This is a genomic window from Streptomyces tremellae (assembly GCF_039540215.1).
Lineage (GTDB): Bacteria > Actinomycetota > Actinomycetes > Streptomycetales > Streptomycetaceae > Streptomyces > Streptomyces tremellae.
This window is the reverse complement of the sequence record NZ_BAABEP010000004.1, coordinates 70644-92708: the sequence shown is the minus strand read 5'-3', so window position 1 is coordinate 92708 and position 22065 is coordinate 70644. Positions and strand designations below refer to the sequence as shown.

Sequence of the window (22065 nt, the reverse complement as noted above, 5' to 3'; positions counted from 1 at the left end):
ACGGGAGAGCGGATTGACGGTCGAACCATCCGGAGCACCGGAGCCCCAGCCGGTGCTCAGTCCGCTCACGACGGCGGCGATCTTCCTGGTCGTGACGGTCGACGAGGGCGGCGAACAGCCGGTGCGCGACCTGCTCGCCGACCTGCCGGGCCTCCAGCGCGCCTACGGCTTCGGCGCGCCGGACGGCGAGCTCAGCTGCGTGGTGAGCATCGGCTCCGGCGTGTGGGGGCGGCTGTTCGACGGGCCGCGCCCGGCGCGGCTGCACCCGTTCAGGGAGCTGACGGGTCCTCGGCACCGCGCCGTCGCCACCCCTGGGGACCTGCTGTTCCACCTCAGGGCGACCCGGCAGGACCTCTGCTTCGGGCTGGCCTCCGAGATCATGGACAGGCTGCGCGCGTACGTCACGGTCGAGGACGAGGTCCAGGGGTTCAAGTACCTGGACGCCCGCGACCTGATGGGGTTCGTGGACGGCACGGAGAACCCGCAGGGCCCCGCGGCCCGCGCGGCGGTCCTGGTCGAGGACGAGGACCCGGAGTTCGCCGGCGGCAGCTATGTGATCGTGCAGAAGTACCTGCACGACCTCCCGGCGTGGAACGCCCTGCCGGTGGAGGCGCAGGAGAAGATCATCGGCCGCCGCAAGCTCACCAACGTCGAGCTGGACGAGCCCGCCTCGCACGTGGCGCTGAACACGGTCGAGGGCCCGGACGGCGAGGAGTCGCAGATCCTCCGCGACAACATGCCGTTCGGCAGCCCGGGGCACGGCGAGTTCGGCACGTACTTCATCGGGTACAGCCGCACGCCCGACGTCACCGAGCAGATGCTGCGCAACATGTTCCTCGGCACGGCCGCGGCGACGCACGACCGCATCCTCGACTTCTCCACCGCGGTCACGGGCACGCTGTTCTTCACGCCGTCCGCGGACTTCCTCGACGACCTGCCGGATCCGCCGGCCGCGGCCGAGGAGCGGCCCGTACCACCCGTACCGCACACCCGGACCGAGGGTCCGGACGGCGCCCGTGCCGACGGCAGCCTGGGCATCGGAGACCTGAACAGGAGCACCGCCAAGTGAACAATCTGCACCGCGAACTGGCCCCCGTCTCCGCCGCGGCCTGGGCCGACCTGGAGGAGGAGGCGCGGCGTACGTTCAAGCGCCATGTGGCGGCCCGCCGCCTGGTGGACGTGCCGGAGCCCGAGGGTTCCGGGTTCGCCGCCGTGCCGACCGGGCATCTGCGGGGCGTCGAGGCGCCCGCCGAGGGCGTACGGGCGCACCTGCGCGAGGCGCAGCCGCTGGTGGAGCTGCGGGTGCCGTTCACGGTCTCGCGCGAGCAGGTCGACATCGTGGAGCGCGGCGCCAAGGACGCGGACTGGGACCCGGTGAAGGACGCGGCGCGCAAGCTGGCGTTCGCCGAGGACCGCGCGGTCTTCGAGGGGTACGCGGCGGCCGGGATCGAGGGCATCAGGGCGAGCTCCTCCAACCGCTCGTTCACGCTCCCCGCCGATGTGCGCGAGTACCCGAACGCGGTCAGCCAGGCCATCTCCGAGCTGCGGCTCGCCGGTGTGGACGGGCCGTACTCGCTGGCGCTGAGCGCGGACGCGTACACCGAGGTCAGCGAGACCTCGGACCACGGCTACCCGATCCACGAGCACCTGGCGCGGCTGCTGAGCGGGGACATCGTCTGGGCGCCCGCGATCGACGGGGCGTTCCTGCTGGCCACCCGGGGCGGCGACTTCGAGCTGCGGATCGGCCAGGACGTCTCGATCGGCTACCTGAGCCACGACGCGACCAGCGTCGAGCTGTACTTCCAGGAGTCCTTCACGTTCCTGACGTACACGTCGGAGGCGGTCGTGGCGCTGGCGCCGCACCGCGGCTGAGGGCGGGTTCCGCGCGGCGGGGAGCACGGGAGGCCCGTGCTCCCCGCCGCCGCGGCGGCGCTCCGCTTTTTCGCGGGGGGCGGCCCGGGCGGTCGCGGGGTTCCTCCTCGCGACCGGGCAGGCGGGCGGCGGCCCCGCAGCCGAGCGGGTGGTGCTGCCCGCCGGGGGCCTGCGCGGTCCTGCCCGCCCGCGCTGCTCGCCGCGCGCGGAGCAAACCGGTCCGGGGCACGGCGGGGCGGACTCCGCCGGTGCAGCCCCGGCGCTCGCGCCCGCCCCGTCAGCGTGCGGTGCTCCCCCGGCGGCGCCCCGGCCTGGGACGGCCCCGCGCCTGCTCCGAGGTGGCCACGGCGCGCGCCGCGCCGACCTGCTCGCGCAGCGCGTCGAGGACGGGGCTGCCCGCGGGGTCGTGCTCCGTCTCGACGCGCGGCAGCGCGGTGTGCGTCCTGATGCCCGCGGCGAGCTGCCCGAGCTGCTCCGCGACGGCCCGCGCCTCGGCGGGCCGCGGCGGTTCGGCGCCGTGCCCGACGTCCTGCTGCGCGGCCGTGGTCGCGTCCACCACCCGCTCCACGGCGACGACCAGCGGCCACCACTCGGCCGCGAGCGTCGCCGCGGGCCGCGGTTCGGTCATGGCCCGCTGGAACTCGCCGCGTACGGCGGACAGTTCGCGGTACAGCCGCCTGCGGGACCGGGCCGAGGCGTCCTCGTCGGCGCCTGGGGCCGCCCCGCCGGGCGCCGCGGGGTCCCTGACGAGGCAGGTCACGACGTAGCGCGCGGCGTCGTCGACGATGTCCGCGAGCCGGTCGCCGACCCGGGCGTGCCAGCTCTCCGGCCACAGCAGGTATCCGGCGACCAGCGCGATCGCGCAGCCGATGAAGCTGTCCACGAGCCGCGGCAGCAGCAGCCCGGCGCCGAGGTGGTTCAGCACGTCGGACAGGAGCAGGATCAGCGGGGTGACGGCGGTGGTCTGGTACGCGTACCCCTTCGCCGCCATGACCGGCAGCAGCGCGGCGAGCACCGCCATCAGCGCCGCGGACCACCAGCCGTGCGGGGCGGCCACCAGCACGGCGGCCGCCACGCCGAGGCCGACGACGGTGCCGACGGCGCGCATCACCGCGCGGGAGAAGACGGAGCCGAGGTCCGGCTTGAGGACGAAGGCGACCGTGAGGGCCACCCAGTAGGAGCGGGGCACGGCCACCACGGAGACCAGGGTCTGCGCGATGCCGACGCACAGGGCGAGCCGCAGCCCGTAGCGCCAGGCAGGGGCCGAGCGCAGGGTGGCGCGCGCGGTGCGCGCCGCGCGCGTCCCGAGGGGGGCGGGGCGGCCGAGCCGGTCGCCGGGGGCCGGGTCGGCGCCGTGGACCACGTCGGCGGCGTGGCGCAGCGCCGCCACGACCGCGCGCCCCGCCCGGTCGCCCGGGCCGCTGGTCGCGTCGAGTGCCGGGCGGTCCGCGGCGGGCCCTGGGTGCTCGACGGCGTCGGCGAGCTCCCGTACGGCGGCGGGCACGGCCGCGGGCAGCGGGCGGCCCGCGTGGTGCGCGGCGGGCGCCGCCTCCAGCAAAGCGGTCAGCGCGTCGAGCCGGGCGAAGAGGGCGAACGCCGTGGTCCGCTGGGCGCGCTCCCTCGCGCGGCGCGCGAGGACCACGTCGTAGGCGTGGTCGACACGGCGGGTGGTGGTCTGCCGCTGGGTCTCGTAGTCGGCGCCGCCCGCGGCCGCGAGCTGGCCGGCGACCGCCCGGTAGGCGTCGGCGACGGCGCGCCGCTCGGGCGCCGCGCCCCTGACCGGCCAGGCGAGCAGGGAGAGCAGCAGGACGAAGGCGCCGCCGCCGAGGAACAGCGCGGGCGCGAGCCACCAGGGTCCGGGCACCGGGAGGCCCGCCTCGATGACGGTGCTGATGAGCAGCAGCAGCCCGGCGGCCGAGGCGAGCGGCCCGATCGAGGAGACGAGACCCGACACCAGGCCGACGAGGGTGAGGGCGACGACGGCGAGGGCGCCGTGGCCGAGGACGGCGGCCCCGACGACGACGCCGCACGCGCCGGCGAGCTGCGGCACGGCGATGCCGAGGAAGCGCATCCGGTAGGAGTCCGCGGTGTCGTTGATGACGGCGAACTGCGCGCCGATCGCGGCGAGCGCCCCGTACGCGGGCCTGCCGAGCGCGAACCCCAGGGCGAGCGGGCCCGCGACGCCGACGCACGCGCGCAGCGCGGCGGGCCAGGGCACGGGCCCCGGGTTCGGGCGCAGGGCCGCGGCGAGCCACTCGGGGATGCGGGACCCGCCTCGGGCCCCGGCCGTGCGCGCCACTGCTCCTCGCCCTCCTGAGCCGGTGCTCCACCCGCCCCGGCGGGCTGCCGGGCGCCGCGGATGCGGGCGCGGCGTCCGGGGCGCGGTCCCGTTCTCCGCGTCCATGGTCCATGGTCCCGCGCCGCCACGTCACCCGCCCGCCGCCCCCGCCGCTCGGCGAAGCGGGGCGCCGGCCGGGGCCTTCCGCCGGCCGGGGCCTTCCGCCGCGCGGGCGGGCGTCAGCGGGGCGCGGGGCCCGTCGTGCCCCGGACCACCAGGGTGGGCGAGACGGAGACGCGTACCGGCGTGCCGCGGCCCTCCACCCGTTCGAGGAGCAGGCGGGCCGCCGTCCGCCCCATCAGGCCGCCGGCCTGGTCGACGCTGGTCAGCCGCACCGGGGCGAGCGCCGCCAGCGCCGTGTTGTTGTAGCCGGCGAGGGAGAGGTCGTCCGGTACGGCGAGGCCAAGCTCGCGGGCGGCCCTGAAGACGCCCATCGCCGCCACGTCGGCGCCCGCGAACACGGCGGTGGGCCGGGGGCCCGAGGTCAGCAGCTCCATGCCGGCGCGGTAGCCGCCCTCCTCCGAGTAGGCGGTCGTCGCGATCCGCGCGTACGCGTCGAGGCCGTGCCGCCGCATCGCCTGCCGGTAGCCACGGCGCTGTACCCGCTCGGGCGTGCCGGTCCACCCCGTGCCCGCGTTGCCGTGCGCGGAGGTCAGGGCTATCCGCCGGTGCCCGAGGCCCGCCAGGTGGTCGACGACCAGCGCCGCGCCCTCCGCGTCGGCGTCCACCACCGTGTCGTACGCGTCGGCGGTGTCGTGGTGGCCGATGACCACGGTCGGCACGGACGCCGCCACGCCGAGCACCTCCCGGCGGGCGAAGCCGGGCCCGATCAGGATCAGCCCGTCCATCTGCCGGTCCACCATGGCCCGCGCGAGCCGCGCCTGGTCCTCGGCGCCGAAGCCGGCGGCGCCGAGCAACAGCTGGTACTCGGTGGCGCGCAGGTGCTCGCCCACCCCGTCGAGGATGTCCGCGAAGGACGCGTTGCGCAGGTTGTCCAGGAGCACGCCGATCGTGTACGTACGGCCTCTCATGCCCCGCGCGGCGGCGTGCGGCCGGTAGTCCAGCTCGGCCATCGCGCCACGGACCCGCTCCCGCATCGCGTCGCTGACTCCGTATGCGTTCCTGAGCACCTTCGAGACCGCCGAGGTGGACACGCCCGCGTGCCGGGCCACATCGGTGATCGTCACGCGCCGCCCGCCGCCGACCGGGTGCATTGCCGCGCCTCCGCTTTCCGGCCGTCCGCGATCGGGTACAGTCGTGGTTTCACTACAACGTTCTCCAACCCTACGCACGCGTCTTGACCTCGAACGGGTGCTCGGTCCTACGGTTGGCCACCCCCGGTCGGAGAACGTTCTACAGCGAGGAGCCGCACCATGGGACAGTCGGCGCCCGGCGACCGTACCGCCGGAAGCTCCGCGGAAGACGTACAGGTCAAGGACGGCGTCCAGGCCGACCGTGTCAGCCGCCGGCAGTGGCGGTGGTCCGCGCTCGCCGGCATGGCGTCCTATCTCGACGCGGGCTCGATCGTGGCGATCGGCTCGGGTCTCGCCCTCTTCCAGGAGCACCTCCACCTCGCCACCTCGGGCTTCACCGGCGTCGGCGCGCTCGCCGCCATAGGGCCCAACGCGATCGGCGCGGCCATCGGCTCGTTCATCGGCGGCCGGCTCGGCGACAGGCTCGGCCGCAAGCGGATCTACCAGTACGACCTGCTGGTGTACGCGGCCGCCGTGCTGCTGATCGCGCTCTCCGTGAACTCCTGGATGCTCTTTCTCGGCACGTTCGTGGTCGGCGTCGCGGTGGGCGCCGACGTGCCCACGTCGCTCGCGCTGGTCGGCGAGTTCTCGCCGGTCAGGGCGCGCGGCAAACTGCTCGGGCTGACCCAGGTGGCGTGGAACATCGGGCCCATGATCGTGCTGCTGCTCGCGCTCGCCCTGTCCCACCTGGGCCTGCTCGGCATCCGGATCGTCTTCCTGCACCTGGTGGCGGTCGCGATCGTGACCTGGGCGATGCGCCGCGGCATGACCGAGTCCGCGATGTGGAAGGCCGCGGCCGAGCGCGGCGCGGCGAACACGGCGCGGGTGCGGGCCCTGTTCCGCGGCACCCACCTCAAGGCGCTGTGCTGGACGGGCGGCTTCTACGTCTTCCAGGGCCTCGCGGCCGGGACCGCCGGTCTCTTCACCCCGTACATGGTCAAGAACCTGGGCGCGGGCGACCAGACCGTCTCCGTCGCCCTGTCCTGCGCGGGCTTCGGCATCGGGATCGTCGCGACGGTCTTCGTCTACATGCCGCTGAGCGACCGGGACCACCACACCCGCAAACAGCTGTGGGCGGCGGGCGCGGTGATGCAGATCGCCGCGTACGCGCTGTTCCTGATCTTCCCCTTCACGGTGCCGACGATCCTGCTCAACACGTTCCTCTTCGGGGTGGGCGCCTCGCTCGCGGGCGACGCCTTCTACAAGACCGTCAGCCAGGAGCTGTTCCCGACGATGCTGCGGGGCACCGCGCAGGGCTTCACCTTCGGTGTGGCGCGCGCCTGCCTCGGCGTGTGGAGCTACTACGTGCCGCATCTGGCGAGCGCAGGCATCACCTCCGTCGCGGCGCTGCTGTGCGCGTTCCTGCTGATCAGCGGGTGCGTCGGGTTCTTCTTCATGCCGAACACCGTGGGCAAGCCGCTCGACCGCATCCAGCTGGAACGCACGACCTGAGCGCAGAAAGGTTCCCCCCGTGACCGTCGACGAGCCCCTGCGGCCGGCCGGGCAGGCACGGCTGCTGTCCCGCTTCACCGACCCGGCCCCCGAGTACGGGCCGCTGCCGCTGTGGTGGTGGAGCGGCGCCACGGTCACCAGGGAGCGGCTGCGGCGGCAGATGGGCCGGCTGCTCGCGCAGGGCGTGCACCAGGCGGTGGTGATCTGCCTCGCGCCGACGGGCCCGATGTTCGGCTCACTGGCCGACGACCCGCCGTATCTGAGCCCGGAGTGGCTCGCCCTCCTCGACGGCGCCTGCGCGGACGCCGACGAGCTGGGTTTCACCCTGTGGATGTACGACCAGATCGGCTTCTCCGGGGCCAACTTCCAGGGGCTGCTGACCGCGCGGAACCCCGGGTTCGCCGGGCTCGCCCTGCACCGCACCACCGAACGCACCGGCCACGGGCGCGCGGTGGTGCGCCCGCCCGCGGGGCACACGGCGCTCGCCGCGCGCGCCACCCCGCTCGGCGGCGGGGCGGGCGGGCCGGTTCCGGTACCGCTCGACGCGGACGGCGCGGCACACTGGGACGGCCCGCCCGCGCTGCTCACCCTGGTGCACAGCGGCGTCAGCGGCTTCGACTACTTCGGCGAGGAGGCGTGCGCCGCGCTCCTCGACCGGGTGCACGGGACGCTTGAGCGCCACGTCGGCAAGTGGTTCGGCCGTTCCATCGGCGGCTTCTTCCAGGACGAGCTGCCCGCCCTGCCCACCTGGGGCCGGGACTTCGCCGCCACCTTCGCCGAGGCGTACGGCTACGACCTGGTGCCGCGGCTGCCCTGCCTGTGGGACGCGGACGCGGGCGACGCCGCGGCGGCCCGCGTGCGGCGCGACTACCAGGAGCACAGGGCGCAGCTCGGCACCCGCGCGTTCTTCGGCCCGCAGCGCGCCCGGCTCGCCCGGCACGGACTGCTCTGCGGCTTCGACCAGCCGTCCCCCGCGCGCGAGGGCGACCCGGTCGGCGGGGTGCAGGTGTACGGCGACTACCACGCCACGCACCGCGGCTACGGCGCGCCGGGCAGCGACCACTGGGGCGACGCCAAGGTGCACAGCTCCATGGCGCACGCGGGCGGCGAGCCCCGCACCTGGATCGAGGCGTTCCACTCGTCGGGCTGGGGCGGCACGCTGGAGGAGACGTACGACTGGCTCGCGCCGTTCCTGCGCAGGGGCGCGAACCTCTACGACCCGCACGCCGTCTACTACGCGACGCCGGGCGGCTGGTGGGAGTGGGCGCCGCCGTCCACCTGCTGGCGGCAGCCGTACTGGCCCCAATACCACGTGTTCGCCCGCGCGGTGGCGCGGCTGTGCTCGGTACTGACGGCGGGCGACCACGTCTGCGATACGGTCCTGCTCTCGCCCACCACGACGGCGCAGGCGCTGCTGACGCCGGACGGCCCGTTGCCGGGCGCGCGCGAGGCGGCGGCTCTCTACCACTGGCTGAACGGCGTGGGCACCTGGTTCGCCGAGCGGCGCGGCGTGCTGGAGCGCGCGGGGCTCGACCACGACGTCCTCGACGAGACGGCGCTCGCCGCGGCGGCCGTCACGGTGGACGCCGCGGGGCCGCTGCTCGCGCTGCGCGGCGAGAAGTACCGGACGGTGGTGCTGCCGGGACCCCCCGCGCTGCACACGGCCGCCGCGGGCGTGCTCGCGGCCTTCGCGCGGGCCGGCGGGCGGGTGGTGTGCGCGGGCCGGGCGCCCGGTCTGTTCCTCGGTGGCGGCGAAGGCGACGGTGGCGGCGCTTTCGCCGGGGCTCTCGCGGACGGCCTGGTCACCGTGGTCGAGGACCCGGAGGAGGTGCCCGCAGCCGTCGTGCGGGGCCCGGTGCGTGTCGCGGCCGACGCGCCCTTCCTGCTGCGCCGCGCGGGCTCCACGCACGTCCTCGCGCTGACGGCCCACGACGAGGAGACGGGCACCCGGGCCCCGATCGTCTCGCTCGGCACCGGCGACTGGACGGCGCAGGACAACTTCTCCTGGTCGGAGTACTGGCGGCAACTGCACGAGAACGGCTACGCCTATGTCTCCCCCGCCGGGCGCACCGCCGCGGTGCGGATCGAGGGGCTCGCGGCGGCGCCCCGCGCCCAGCGCTGGGACCCGGGCACCGGCGAGCGCACGGAGCTGGCCGTGGCGCCGGCCGCCGGGGGCGGCTGGCGCCTCGACGTGCCGTTCGCCGACGGCGCGGTGGCGCTTGTGGTGTTCGGCGCTGACCTGCCCGCGCCGACCCGGCGTCCGCTGCCGCCGCCCACCGGTGCCGTCGCGGTGGGGCCCTGGCGGGCACTGGCCGTCTCGACCCTCGACAACGACGAGGGCGACCTGGCCGCCGCCGACCGGCGCGGTGTGCTGCCGGTGGAGGTGTGGCGGATGGAGCACAGGACCGGCAGCCCAGGGGGCAGTGGGAGCTGGCGTCCCGTGACGGCGGGCTTCGGCCCCTTCGCCCTGGTGCGGCACGGCGGGGGCGACTACGAGCCGGTCGAGTGGTCGCTCTCGCGCGGGGTGCGCAAGGACCCCGCGCACGACTACCGGCTCGGCCCGAAGGGGTACGTGCCGGAGGAGTTCCTCGACGTGCGGCAGGTCGCGGCGGGTGGCGAGGTGTCCGTACGGACGCACCTGGCGCTGCCGCCGGCACCCGGGCCCCGGTGGCTCGCGGTGGGCGCGAACGCGGCGCGCCGGGTCCTGGCGGACGGGCGCGAGCTGCCCGTCGAGGGCGACGGCTACCAGTCGTTCAGCCCGCTGCCCGCGGACCTCGCGGGCCGCACGGTCCCGGTCGAGCTGGTCCTCACGGCCCGCGAGGACGGCCCGGTGCGGGCCTCCTTCGCGGTGGTGCGCGACCGGGAGGCGTACCGCAGGCCGGAGTGGATGTCGGCGGGCGGCACCCCGCGCGGGGGCCGTACGTGCGACCTGACGCGGCGGTTCGTGCTGGACGCGCCGCCCGCCGACCCCGTGGTGCAGGTCGGCAGCGACGGGGCGTGCACGGTGCTGCTGAACGGCGTGGAGGTGGGCCGTCAGGGCGACTTCAACCCGTACCCGGGCCACCGCGAGGTCCGGGTGCACCCCTATGACCTGGGCGGGCTGCTGCGCGTCGGGGAGAACACGCTGACCCTGCGGCTGACCGACGCGGGTGGCCGGGCGACGGCCGCCGTGCTCGACTCGCCGCCCGCCCGCCGGGGCGGCCTCGGGCTGTGCGGCGACGCCTCGTGGACGGCCGTCGTCGACGGCGTCGCCGCGCCCGCCGTGCTGCGCCCCACGCAGCTGGGCCGCGATCCGCGGTGCGTCTGCGCGTGGGCGCGTCCCCATCCGCTGCCAGGGGCGCACTGGCTGGAGCCCGCGGCGGCGCAGGGCGGCGCCGTCGAGCCGGTGGTGCCCGACCTGGCGCCGGGGCCCGAGCGGGTGGAGTGGCTGCGGTTCACCGCGCCGCTCGGCGCGCGCGCCCTGCGGGTGCCGACGGCGCTGCCCGTCGAGGTACTGGTCGGCGGGGTCACGTACACGCCGGACGCGGCCGGCCGGGTGGCGCTGCCGCGACCGGCCCCCGCGGGGACACAGGTGGTGCTGCGGGTGCGTGCGCGCGACGGGCGCAGGGGCGGCGCGCTGCTGTCAGGACCGGTCACCGCGGAGCTCGCGGAGGTGCCCGCGCCGCTGGTGAGTTGGGAGGAGCTGGGGCTCCGCGCGCTGGGCGGCGCGGTGCGCTACCGGGCCGAGGTGACGCTCCCCGCCCGCCCGGAGGGCCGCACGCTGCTCGACCTCGGCGAGGTGCGCGGCACGGTGGAGGTCGCCGTCAACGGGGTGCCCTGCGGGGAGCGCGTGTGGGGTCCGTGGGCGGTGGAGGTGACGGACGCGCTGCGCGCGGGCGCCAACACCGTGGAGGTGGTGGTGCGGGGCACGCTCGCCGGATACCTCGACGACGCGTCGCCGACCCGGGCCGTGGCCGCGGGCCAGGTCAGGTCGGGACTGTTCGGACCGGTCCGGCTGCTCGGACACGCCAAGCTGCCCTGAGCCCCCGGGCCCCGCCGCACGGATGGCGATGAACTCGCAGGTCAGGATGGGGTCTTCGACCCTGAGCCGTCGACCGGGCCGGCGGACTTTACGCATACTTTTATACAGCCATAAGAGTGATATGGCTGTTTCTTACGGGCGATTCGGACGTGGGACGTGCCATGAAGGAGGAGCACAGCAACTCCAGCGAAAGAAGGACTTCATGCACGCATCGCGTGTGGGGCGCCGGGTCGCCACCACCGTCTCCGGGCTTCTGATCGCGGGCACGGCCGCCCTGGCCGCCACCCCGGCGAACGCGGCCTCCCCGGTCCCCCAGGGCGACTCGCACGCCGCGGCCGCCCAGCCCGGCCAGGCCCCCGCGGGGCAGCCGCGCGGCAAGGTCGTGGCGCGCCTCCCGCTCTCGATCCGCGAGCGGGCCACGACCAACTCCCGCTCCCTGGGCAGCCTCCAGCCCGGTTCGGTCGTCTACCTGCGCTGCAAGGTCCGCGGCCAGAACGTCGACGGCAACAACCTCTGGTACCGCCTCGGCGGCGGGCGAGGCGGGTACGTCGCCGCCCGCTACGTGCAGAACCTCTCGCCCGTCCCGTACTGCTGACGTCCCCCCGCTCCGCACTCTGCCGCCGGCCGCCTCGCGCGACCGGCGGCGGAGCCGTTTCCGGGGGCCTTCGGACCCCGCGTCCCCGCCCGGCTCCGGGAGTGCTTGCAAAAGATTTCCCTGTGACAAGTATTGTCGGGTGGAATCGAGGGCAGAAGGGGGCTGCCCCACCTCGACCGTGAAGGGAAAGGTCATGTCCGTCACCACCGCGAGCGCCACGGAGCGTGCCACCGAACTGCCGAGGATCGAGGACCCGGAGGCCGTCTCACCCGTCGACGCGCGGGCCCTGTCGAAGCTGTTCTTCGACCGGCTGCAGGTCCTTGAGGAGGGCACGCCCGAGTACGCGTACGCCCGCAACACCCTCATCGAGATGAACATGTCCCTCGTGCACTTCGCGGCCCGGCGCTTCGGCCGCCGCGACCAGACCGAGGACATGATCCAGGTCGGCATGATCGGCCTGATCAAGGCGATCGACCGGTTCGACCTGAGCCGGGAGAACGAGTTCGCCACGTTCGCCGTGCCGTACATCGTCGGGGAGATCAAGCGGTTCTTCCGGGACAGCACCTGGGCGGTGCACGTCCCGCGCCGCCTCCAGGAGATGCGCGTCGAGCTGGCCAAGGCGCGCGACGTGCTCTCCGCGCGCCTCGACCGCGAGCCCACGGTCGCGGAGCTCGCGGCCCACCTCGGCCGCTCGGAGGAGGAGATCACCGACGGCCTGATCGCCGCGAACGGCTACAGCACCGACTCCCTCGACATGCCGTACGAGGGCGGGGACGGCGGCGCGCACAGGTCGGCGACGCTCGCCGACTCGATCGGCGCCTGCGATCCCGGGATGGAGCTGGTGGAGGACCTGACCTCGCTCGCGCCGCTCCTCGCGCGGCTTGACGAGCGGGACCGCACGATCCTGGAGCTGCGCTTCGGCAAGGAGTGGACGCAGACGGAGATCGGCAACGCGCTCGGCATCTCGCAGATGCACGTGTCACGGCTGCTCAACCGCACCTTGAAGACGCTGCGTTCCGGCATGCTCACCGAGCACTGAGCCGCTCGCGCGCGTGGGCCCGGTACCCCCGCCGGGCCCACGCGCGTTCCGCCACGCGGACCGCGGGCTGACGCACCGCCCCGGGCGGCCCCCGAGAGCCTTCAGGCGCCCACCGGATGCCGGTGGGCGCCTGAAGGTGACTGCTGGTGTCCGAGGGGGGACTTGAACCCCCACGCCCGATAAAGGGCACTAGCACCTCAAGCTAGCGCGTCTGCCATTCCGCCACCCGGACGAGTGGTCTGCCGCAGCGCTGCCGCCGCGGTGACGTGGTCAACGATACCAGGGGTTCGGGGCGTGTTTCACCGCCATATCCGGTGGTCAGGGCTGGGCCCCGCCGGGCGGCCCGGGTGACGGGCCGGTCCGGCGGGGTCCTCGGTGCCCGGGGTCAGGGCATCAGGTGGTAGTCGGGGAAGTTGCCGGGCAGGCGCTCCCCGGCGGGGCCGTCGGTCACGGCGCGTACGAGCAGGTCCCCGCCGACGAAGGCGCCGCGCCAGGCGTGGCCGAAGCCGCCGAACAGCTCGTCGCGGTCGCCACGCGAACGGGGCTTGCCCCGGCCGACCTTGAAGGCCCGCACCTGGGGCGCGAGCCGGTCGTAGGCGGCCGGGTCGTCGGTGGACAGGGTGGCGACGAGCGCGCCGTTGGACGCGTTCATCGCGGCGAGCAGCTCCGCCTCGGTGTCGACGAGGACGATCGTGTCGACGGGGCCGAACGGCTCGGCGTGGTGCAGCGGCGAGGACGGCGGCGGGTTGAGCAGGGTGACGGGCGCCAGATAGGCGTCGCGGGAGCCGCCCGCGGGGAAGGCGGCGTCGCGCAGGGTACCCTCGTGCAGCGGGACCGCGCCGCGGTCGACGGCCTCGGCGACCTGGTCGCGCAGCTCCTTCGCCTTGGCGGCGTTGACGAGCGGGCCGAAGTCCAGCTCGGGCAGCGGGTCGTCGGGGTCGGCGACGGCGAGGGGGTGGCCGACGCGCACCGACCGCACGGCCGGCAGGTAGGCGTCGAGGAAGTCGGCGAACAGCGAGCGCTGCACCACGAAGCGCGGGTAGGCGGTGCACCGCTGCTTGCCGTAGTCGAACAGCTTCGGTACGACGGCGGCCAGCGCGGAGAAGTCGGTGAAGTTCCAGACGCCCCAGGTGTTGAGGCCCTCCTGTTCGAGGATGTGCCGCTTGCCCAGGTCGGTGACGGCGGTGGCGATGCGCGCGCCGGTGTCCCGGCCGCCGACGAACGAGACGCATCCGATCTCGGGTGAGTTGACGAGCGCCGCGGAGAGCTCCCTGCCGCTGCCGCTGACCAGGGAGACGGGCAGCCCCGCGCGGGCGGCGAGGGCGCACGCGAGGGTCAGGCAGGCCACTCCGCCGTCGGTGGGGGTCTTGGCGATGACGGCGTTGCCCGCGAGCACCTGTACCAGCATCGCGTGGACCAGCACGGACATCGGATAGTTCCAGCTGGCGATGTTGGAGACGGGGCCGTCGAGGGGGGTGCGTCCCGCCGTCATCCGGTCGATCTCGGCCACGTACCAGCGCACGCCGTCGATCGCCCGGTCGACGTCGGCGCGGGCGAGCCGCCAGGGCTTGCCGATCTCCCAGACGAGCAGCAGGGCCAGCAGGTCGCGGTGGTCGGCGAGGGCGTCGAGCGCGGCCGAGACGCGGGCCTTGCGCTCGGCGAGCGGGGTGTGGCGCCAGGCCCTGTGCTGGTCGAGGCAGGCGCGCACCGCCCGGCCCGCGGTCCCCGGGTCGAGCATGGGCGGCCCGGCGACGGCGGTGCCGTCGACGGGGCTGGTGGCGGACAGGGAGCTGCCGTCCGCGTGCCAGGTGCCGGCCCAGAGGTTGCGGACGCGGTCGTCCTGGAACGCCTCGGGGGCGGCGGCGAGCGCGCGGCGCCAGGCGTCGTCCCAGCCGGTGCCCGGCTTGCGGGCGAGGGGGCGCTGTGCGGTGGCGGCGGGGGTGGTCGTGGGTGCCATGGAGGGTCTCCGCTCGTGAGGTGGGCGGGGTTGTATGGCTGCTGTGGTGCGCGCCGGGGCGCGTCCGGTCCCGCCCTGCGGGCCGGACGCGCCCCGGCGGTGCCGTGCGGGTGCGGCCGCCGGGCCGCACCGGTGTTCGCCGGGCGCGGTACGCCGCCGGTGGCGCGGCCGCCCTCAGAGGCGGTCGCGGACCAGCCGTGCCGTTTCTGACGGGGTGGACCCGACGCGCACACCCACCTCCTCAAGCGCCTTCTTCTTGGCGTCCGCCGTACCGGAGGAGCCGGACACGATGGCTCCCGCATGACCCATGGTCCTGCCCTCCGGCGCGGTGAATCCGGCGAGGTAGCCGACGACCGGCTTCGTGACGTGCTCGGCTATGTAGGCGGCGGCGCGTTCCTCCGCGTCGCCGCCGATCTCACCGATGAGCACGATCAGCTCCGTCTCCGGGTCGTGCTGGAAGGCGGAGAGGCAGTCGATGTGGCTGGTGCCCACGACGGGGTCGCCGCCGATGCCGACCGCCGAGGAGAAGCCGATCTCCCGCAGTTCGTACATGAGTTGGTAGGTGAGCGTGCCGGACTTGGAGACGAGTCCGATCCGGCCGGGCTCGGGGGCGATGTCGGCCGGGATGATTCCCGCGTTCGACTGTCCCGGACTGATGAGGCCGGGACAGTTGGGACCGACGACCCTCGTGCCCTTCTCCCCAGCGTACGCCAGGAAGACGACGGCGTCGTGTACGGGAATGCCCTCCGTGATCACGACGGCGAGCGCGATGCCCGCGTCTGCGGCCTCCAGCACGGCCGCCTTGGCGGACGGCGGCGGCACGAAGACCACGCTGACCGTGGCGCCGGTGGCCGCCATGCCCTCGGCGACGGAGCCGAAGACGGGCACCGCGACCCGGGCGCCTTCCCCGCCCCCGGGCCCAGGGGGGACGTCGAAGTCGACGGTCCTGCCGGCCTTGCGGGGATTGACGCCGCCGACCACCCGGGTCCCTGCGGCCAGCATCCTGCGGGTGTGCTTCATGCCCTCGCCGCCGGTCATGCCCTGCACGAGGACCCTGCTCTCCTTGGTCAGGAAGATCGCCACGTTTTCGCTCCTCACTCGGCGTGCGCGAGGACGGCGGCCTGGCGCGCCGCGCCGTCCATGGTGGTGGCCTGCTGGACGAGCGGGTGCGCGCGGTCTTCGAGTATCCGCCGGCCGCGTGCCGCGCTGTTGCCGTCGAGGCGGACGACGAGCGGCTTGGTGAGGGCGACCGACTCCAGGGCCCTGACGATGCCCTCGGCGACGGCGTCGCACGCGGTGATGCCGCCGAAGACGTTGACGAACACGGACCGCACGTCCGGGTCGGAGAGGATGACGGCCAGGCCGTCCGCCATGACCTGGGCGGAGGCTCCGCCGCCGATGTCGAGGAAGTTGGCGGGGCGCGCGCCGCAGCCCGCGACCACGTCGAGGGTCGACATGACGAGTCCCGCGCCGTTGCCGATGACGCCGACCTCGCCGTCGAGCTTGACGTAGTTGAGGCCTCTCTCCGCAGCCGCCGCCTCCAGCGCGTCCGTCCCGGAGTCGCGCCTGCTCTCACCCCAACGCTCCTGACGGAAGCGGGCGTTGTCGTCGAGGGTGACCTTGCCGTCGAGGGCGACGATGCGGCCGTCTGCGGCCCGCACGAGCGGGTTGACCTCGACCAGCAGGGCGTCCTCGCGCACGAGCACCTGCCACAGGCCGCGCAGCACGGGGGCGGTGTCCGCGGGCAGCCCCGCGGCGACCGCGATCTCCGCCGCCCTGGCCTCGGTGACGCCCTCCGCCGGGTCGACGGGGATCCTGGCGACGGCCTCCGGCCGGGTGGCCGCCACCTCCTCGATCTCCATGCCGCCCTCGGCCGAGGCGATGGCGAGGAACGTGCCCGCGGCCCGGTCGAGGACGTAGGAGGCGTAGAACTCCCGCTCGATGTCGACGGTTTCCGCGAGCATCACCGTGCGCACGGTGTGTCCCTTGATGTCCATACCGAACATCTGACGGGCCGTCAGTTCTGCGGCCGCGGGATCGGACGCGAGCTTCACCCCGCCTGCCTTGCCGCGGCCACCGGTCTTCACCTGCGCCTTCACCACGACGCGCCCGCCGAGGCGTTCGGCCGCGGCGCGCGCCTCCTGCGGACTTCGGACGGTCTCCGCCGCGGAGACCGGTATGCCGTGGTCCGCGAAGAGTTCCCTGGCTTGGTACTCGTACAGATCCATGCCGCTCCTCTTTTTGCGTCAAGTGCCGCACGCCCCCTGGACACCACCCCACGGATGAGGGATAACAAGGTTCATACAGTATTCGTAGACTGTATGCAATGTACCGGGAGCGCTTCGCGGCGTTCTGACGAAGGGACGGGAACACTCCATGCCCGACGATCCCCAGGGACAGATATCCGGTGGCCACCTCGTCGCCAAGGCGCTCAAGGCGGAGGGGGTGGAGCGCGTCTACACCCTCTGCGGCGGCCACATCATCGACATCTACGACGGGTGCGTGGACGAGGGCATCGACGTCGTCGACGTACGCCACGAACAGGTCGCCGCGCACGCCGCGGACGGCTACGCGCGCATCACCGGCAGGCCGGGGTGCGCGGTGGTCACCGCGGGACCCGGTACCACCGACGCCGTCACCGGCGTCGCCAACGCCTTCCGCGCCGAGTCGCCGATGCTGCTGATCGGCGGTCAGGGCGCCCACACCCAGCACAAGATGGGCTCACTCCAGGACCTGCCGCACGTCGACATGATGACGCCCATCACCAAGTTCGCCTCCACGGTGCCGGACACCGCGCGCGCCGCCGACATGGTCTCGATGGCCTTCCGCGAGTGCTACCACGGCGCTCCTGGTCCGTCCTTCCTCGAGATCCCCCGCGACGTGCTCGACGCCAGGGTCCCGGTGGAGAAGGCGCGGGTACCACGGGCCGGCGGGTACCGCGCCTCCACCCGCACCGCGGGCGACCCCGACGCGATCGAGAGGCTCGCCGACCTGCTGGTCGCGGCCGAGAAGCCGGCCGTCCTGCTGGGCAGCCAGGTGTGGTCGACGCGCGGCACCGACGCCGCCGTCGGCCTGGTGCGCACGCTCAACATCCCGGCGTACATGAACGGCGCCGCGCGCGGCTCGCTGCCACCCGGCGACCCGCACCACTTCCAGCTCTCCCGGCGCTACGCGTTCTCCAACGCCGACGTGATCGTGATCGTCGGCACGCCCTTCGACTTCCGGATGGGGTACGGCAAGCGGCTCTCCCCCGGCGCGACGGTCGTGCAGATCGACCTCGACTACCGCACCGTCGGCAAGAACCGCGACATCGACCTCGGCATCGTCGGCGACGCGGGCCTCGTCCTCAAGTCCGTCGCCGAGGCGGCGAGCGGCCGCGTCAACGGCGGGGCGGCACGCCGCAAGAGCTGGCTCGACGAGCTGCGCGCCGTGGAGCGGGCCGCGCTGGAGAAGCGGCTGCCGAGCCTGCGCTCCGACGCCTCCCCGATCCACCCCTACCGACTGGTCAGCGAGATCAACGACTTCCTCACCGAGGACTCGATCTACATCGGCGACGGCGGCGACATCGTCACCTTCTCCGGCCAGGTCGTCCAGCCCAAGTCGCCGGGCCACTGGATGGACCCGGGCCCGCTCGGCACCCTCGGCGTGGGCGTCCCCTTCGTCCTCGCGGCCAAGCAGGCGCGCCCGGACAAGGAGGTCGTCGCCCTCTTCGGCGACGGCGCGTTCTCGCTGACCGGCTGGGACTTCGAGACGCTCGTCCGCTACAACCTGCCGTTCGTCGGGATCGTCGGCAACAACTCCTCGATGAACCAGATCCGTTACGGCCAGGCCGTCAAGTACGGCAAGGACCGCGAGCGGGTCGGCAACACCCTCGGGGACGTGCACTACGACATGTTCGCCCGGATGCTGGGCGGTTACGGCGAGGAGGTGCGCGATCCCGCGGACATCGGCCCCGCGCTGCGCCGCGCCCGCGAGTCCGGGCTGCCCTCCCTCATCAACGTGTGGGTCGACCCGGACGCGTACGCGCCCGGAACGATGAACCAGACCATGTACAAGTGAGGAGTCGCTCTCATGACCCAGGCAGTGGAAGCCGCCGCGGGCACCCGGGCGCTGGCCGGCGTGCGCGTCCTCGACATGACGCACGTGCAGTCGGGCCCCTCCGCCACCCAGCTGCTCGCGTGGCTCGGGGCGGACGTGGTCAAGCTGGAGGCGCCGAGCGGTGACATCACCCGCAAGCAGCTGCGGGACCTCCCGGACGCGGACTCGCTGTACTTCACCATGCTCAACTGCAACAAGCGGTCCATCACCCTCAACACCAAGACGGAGCGCGGCAAGGAGATCCTGACCGAGCTGATCCGCCGCTCCGACGTGATGGTGGAGAACTTCGGCCCCGGCGCAGTGGACCGGATGGGCTTCACCTGGGAGCGGATCCACGCGATCAACCCGCGGATCGTCTACGCCTCCATCAAGGGCTTCGGCGAGGGCCCGTACACCGACTTCAAGGCGTACGAGGTGGTCGCGCAGGCGATGGGCGGCTCGATGGCCACCACCGGATTCGAGGACGGCCCGCCGACCGCGACCGGCGCGCAGATCGGCGACTCGGGCACCGGGGTGCACGCGGTGGCCGGCATCCTCGCCGCGCTGTACCAGCGGGAGTCCACCGGGCGCGGCCAGCGGGTGAACGTCGCGATGCAGCACGCCGTGCTCAACCTGTGCCGGGTCAAGCTGCGCGACCAGCAGCGCCTCGCGCACGGCCCGCTGCGCGAGTACCCCAACAGGGACTTCGGCGACGAGGTCCCGCGCAGCGGCAACGCGAGCGGCGGCGGCCAGCCCGGCTGGGCGGTGCGGTGCGCGCCCGGCGGACCCAACGACTACGTGTACGTGATCGTCCAGCCGGTGGGCTGGGCCCCGATGACCGAACTGATCGGCAGGCCCGAGCTGGCCAACGACCCCGACTGGGCGACGCCCGAGGTGCGGCTGCCGAAGCTGGGGAAGATGTTCCAGCTGATCGAGGAGTGGACCTCAGGCCTGCCCAAGTGGGAGGTGCTGGAGAAGCTCAACGCCCACAACATCCCCTGCGGCCCGATCCTCTCCACCAAGGAGATCATCGAGGACGCCTCGCTCGCCGCCAACGGGATGGTCGTGGAGGTCGAGCACCCCACGCGCGGCAGCTTCACCACGGTCGGCAGCCCGCTCAAGCTGTCGGACTCCCCCGTCACCGTGACGACGTCCCCCCTCCTCGGCGAGCACAACACCGAGGTGTACGGCGAACTCGGCCTCGACGACGAGGAGCTGAGCATCCTGAAGACGAACGGAGTCATCTAGTGTCTCGAAACGGGACTGCCAGGCCGGCCGTACGGGCCGTGCTGGACGCGGCGCTGGCCGAGGGCCGCACCGCGCTGACCGCGCCCGAGGGAAAGGCGGTCGCCGACGCGTACGGCATCCCCACCCCCGCGGAGGCGCTCGCGGAGTGCTCCGACGACGCGGTCCGCCTCGCGGACCGGATCGGCTTCCCGGTGGCGCTGAAGATCGTCTCGCCCGACATCCTGCACAAGACCGACGCGGGCGGTGTGCGGGTCGGCCTGTCGTCGGCGGCCGAGGTACGCGGCGCCTTCACCTCGATCGTGTCCAACGCGAAGGCGTACGCGCCGGACGCGCGGATCCTCGGGGTGCAGGTCCAGCAGATGGTGCCGGAGGGCACCGAGGTGCTGGTGGGCACGGTCACCGACCCGACCTTCGGCAAGATCGTCGCCTTCGGGCTCGGCGGTGTGCTGGTCGAGGTGCTCAGGGACGTGACCTTCCGGCTCGCGCCTGCGAGCGAGGAGGACGCCCTGTCGATGCTGGACGGCATCCGCGCGGCCGAGGTGCTGCGCGGGGTGCGCGGCGGCGCGGCCGTGGACCGGGCGGCGCTCGCCGGCCTGATCGTGCGGGTGTCGCGGCTCGCGGCGGACTTCCCGGAGATCGCTGAGGTCGACCTCAACCCGGTGTTCGCGACGGACTCCGGCGTGATGGCCGCCGACGTGCGGGTCATCCTCAGCACACAGCAGCCGCCCGCCAGGCGGCGGTTCGGCCGCGAGGAGATCCTCACCTCGATGCGCAGGCTGATGGAGCCGGATGCGATCGCGGTGATCGGCGCCTCCAACGAGCAGGGCAAGATCGGGAACTCGGTCATGCGCAACCTGGTCGACGGCGGCTTCCGCGGCGACATCCACCCGGTGAACCCGAAGGCCGACGACATCCTCGGCCGCAAGGCGTACAGGAGCGTCACCGACGTGCCGGGCGAGCCGGACGTGGCGGTGTTCGCGATCCCGGCGAAGTCCGTGCCCGGCGCGCTCGAAGAGGTGGGCCGCAAGGGCATACCCAACGCGGTGCTGATCCCCTCCGGCTTCGCCGAGACGGGCGAACACGAGCTCCAGGCACGGATCGTGGCCATCGCAGAGGAGTACGGCGTCCGGCTGCTCGGGCCCAACATCTACGGCTACTACTCGACCTGGCAGGACCTGTGCGCCACGTTCTGCACACCGTACGACGTGAAGGGCGGGGTCGCGCTCACCTCGCAGTCCGGCGGCATCGGCATGGCGATCCTCGGCTTCGCGCGGACCACGAAGACCGGTGTGTCGGCGATCGTCGGCCTCGGCAACAAGTCGGACCTGGACGAGGACGACCTGCTCACCTGGTTCGGCGAGGACCCGCATACCGAGTGCATCGCGATGCACCTTGAGGACCTCAAGGACGGCCGGGCTTTCGTCGAGGCGGCCAGGGCCACCGTGCCGAAGAAGCCCGTGGTGGTGCTGAAGGCGGGCCGCACGGCGGCGGGCGCGAAGGCGGCCGGCAGCCACACGGGCGCGCTCGCGGGCGACGACGCCGTCTACGACGACGTGCTGCGGCAGGCGGGCGTCATCAGGGCGCCGGGCCTCGGCGAGATGCTGGAGTACGCGCGGGCGCTGCCCGTGCTGCCCGCGCCGAAGGGCGACAACGTCGTCATCATCACCGGGGCCGGCGGGTCGGGGGTGCTGCTGTCCGACGCGATCGTGGACAACGGCCTGCAGCTGATGGAGATCCCGGAGGATCTCGACGCGGCCTTCAGGAAGTTCATCCCGCCGTTCGGCGCCGCGGGCAACCCGGTGGACATCACGGGCGGCGAGCCGCCCTCGACGTACGAGAAGACGATCCGGCTCGGTCTTGAGGACCCCCGCATCCACGCGCTGGTGCTCGGCTACTGGCACACGATCGTCACTCCCCCGATGGTCTTCGCCGAGCTGACGGCGCGGGTCGTCGCGGAGTTCAGGGAGCGGGGCATCGAGAAGCCCGTCGTCGCGTCGCTCGCGGGCGACACCGAGGTGGAGGAGGCGTGCGCCTACCTCTACGAGCACGGCGTGGTGGCGTACCCGTACACCACGGAGAAGCCGGTGGAGGCGCTGGGCGCCAAGTACCGGTGGGCCCGCGCGGCGGGGCTGCTCACCACGTAACCGAACTCCTGAAGCACCAAGAGTCCGGACAGGGGGCGCTGGCCAGGTTCTTTGGAAGCCGAAGGAGAC

General features: G+C 73.8%; 14 protein-coding genes and 1 tRNA gene. 9 read left to right on the top strand and 6 right to left on the bottom strand.

Annotated features, from left to right (window positions below; translation table 11 throughout):
* The first annotated feature begins 13 nt into the window (after positions 1-13).
* Positions 14-1069 carry a Dyp-type peroxidase gene (locus ABEA77_RS05270; RefSeq protein ID WP_345641848.1) on the top strand — a complete coding sequence of 352 codons (1056 nt, stop codon included), beginning with the start codon at positions 14-16 and terminating at the stop codon, positions 1067-1069.
* The gene (locus ABEA77_RS05265) at positions 1066-1872 is read left to right on the top strand and encodes a family 1 encapsulin nanocompartment shell protein (RefSeq protein ID WP_345641845.1); all 807 of its coding nucleotides are present in this window, start codon (positions 1066-1068) and stop codon (positions 1870-1872) included. Before ABEA77_RS05270 ends, ABEA77_RS05265 begins: the two co-directional genes overlap by 4 nt.
* A 277-nt stretch (positions 1873-2149) precedes the next feature.
* Here ABEA77_RS05265 and ABEA77_RS05260 read toward each other — a convergent pair whose 3' ends face one another.
* Together ABEA77_RS05260 and ABEA77_RS05255 are read right to left on the bottom strand one after the other, a co-directional pair.
* Entirely contained in the window at positions 2150-4171 is a 2022-nt protein-coding gene (locus ABEA77_RS05260) for an FUSC family protein (RefSeq protein ID WP_345641842.1), read from the bottom strand.
* A 218-nt stretch (positions 4172-4389) separates the two neighbouring features.
* A complete protein-coding gene (locus tag ABEA77_RS05255) occupies positions 4390-5397 on the bottom strand; it encodes a LacI family DNA-binding transcriptional regulator (protein ID WP_425588198.1) in 1008 nt (335 codons plus the stop codon).
* A 186-nt stretch (positions 5398-5583) separates the two neighbouring features.
* On the opposite strand from ABEA77_RS05255, the gene ABEA77_RS05250 reads away from it, so the two are divergent.
* From ABEA77_RS05250 to ABEA77_RS05235, 4 genes are all read left to right on the top strand, one after another.
* Complete coding sequence (locus ABEA77_RS05250) at positions 5584-6915, top strand: MFS transporter (protein ID WP_345641837.1); 1332 nt, start codon at positions 5584-5586, stop codon at positions 6913-6915.
* Between the two features lie 19 nt (positions 6916-6934).
* Positions 6935-10936, top strand: a complete 4002-nt coding sequence (locus ABEA77_RS05245) for a hypothetical protein (RefSeq protein WP_345641835.1) — start codon at positions 6935-6937, stop codon at positions 10934-10936.
* A gap of 202 nt (positions 10937-11138) precedes the next feature.
* A complete protein-coding gene (locus tag ABEA77_RS05240) occupies positions 11139-11531 on the top strand; it encodes an SH3 domain-containing protein (RefSeq protein WP_345641833.1) in 393 nt (130 codons plus the stop codon).
* A gap of 193 nt (positions 11532-11724) precedes the next feature.
* The gene (locus tag ABEA77_RS05235; protein ID WP_345641831.1) at positions 11725-12570 is read left to right on the top strand and encodes an RNA polymerase sigma factor SigF; all 846 of its coding nucleotides are present in this window, start codon (positions 11725-11727) and stop codon (positions 12568-12570) included.
* Positions 12571-12714: 144 nt separating this feature from the next.
* Here the strand turns inward: ABEA77_RS05235 and ABEA77_RS05230 are convergent.
* The 4 genes from ABEA77_RS05230 to sucC all read right to left on the bottom strand — a co-directional run bounded on the left by ABEA77_RS05230 (position 12715) and on the right by sucC (position 16755).
* Positions 12715-12802 (bottom strand) — tRNA-Leu (locus tag ABEA77_RS05230).
* Between the two features lie 153 nt (positions 12803-12955).
* Positions 12956-14527 (bottom strand): aldehyde dehydrogenase family protein, encoded by a 1572-nt coding sequence (locus ABEA77_RS05225; protein ID WP_345641829.1) that lies wholly within the window; start codon positions 14525-14527, stop codon positions 12956-12958.
* Positions 14528-14701: 174 nt separating this feature from the next.
* The gene (gene sucD / locus ABEA77_RS05220; protein ID WP_345641826.1) at positions 14702-15610 is read right to left on the bottom strand and encodes a succinate--CoA ligase subunit alpha; all 909 of its coding nucleotides are present in this window, start codon (positions 15608-15610) and stop codon (positions 14702-14704) included.
* A gap of 11 nt (positions 15611-15621) precedes the next feature.
* Positions 15622-16755 (bottom strand): ADP-forming succinate--CoA ligase subunit beta, encoded by a 1134-nt coding sequence (gene sucC / locus ABEA77_RS05215; protein ID WP_345641824.1) that lies wholly within the window; start codon positions 16753-16755, stop codon positions 15622-15624.
* Between the two features lie 148 nt (positions 16756-16903).
* Between sucC and ABEA77_RS05210 the strand changes: the two genes are divergently transcribed.
* From ABEA77_RS05210 to ABEA77_RS05200, 3 genes are read left to right on the top strand one after another with little or no spacing between them, the layout of a single operon-like run.
* Positions 16904-18586, top strand: a complete 1683-nt coding sequence (locus ABEA77_RS05210; protein WP_345641821.1) for a thiamine pyrophosphate-binding protein — start codon at positions 16904-16906, stop codon at positions 18584-18586.
* Between the two features lie 12 nt (positions 18587-18598).
* On the top strand, positions 18599-19852 hold the full coding sequence (gene frc / locus ABEA77_RS05205) for a formyl-CoA transferase (protein ID WP_345641818.1): 1254 nt from the start codon (positions 18599-18601) through the stop codon (positions 19850-19852).
* Positions 19852-21996: an acetate--CoA ligase family protein gene (locus ABEA77_RS05200; RefSeq protein WP_345641815.1), complete on the top strand. Its 2145-nt coding sequence runs from the start codon at positions 19852-19854 to the stop codon at positions 21994-21996. Before frc ends, ABEA77_RS05200 begins: the two co-directional genes overlap by 1 nt.
* The last annotated feature ends 69 nt before the right edge of the window (positions 21997-22065 follow it).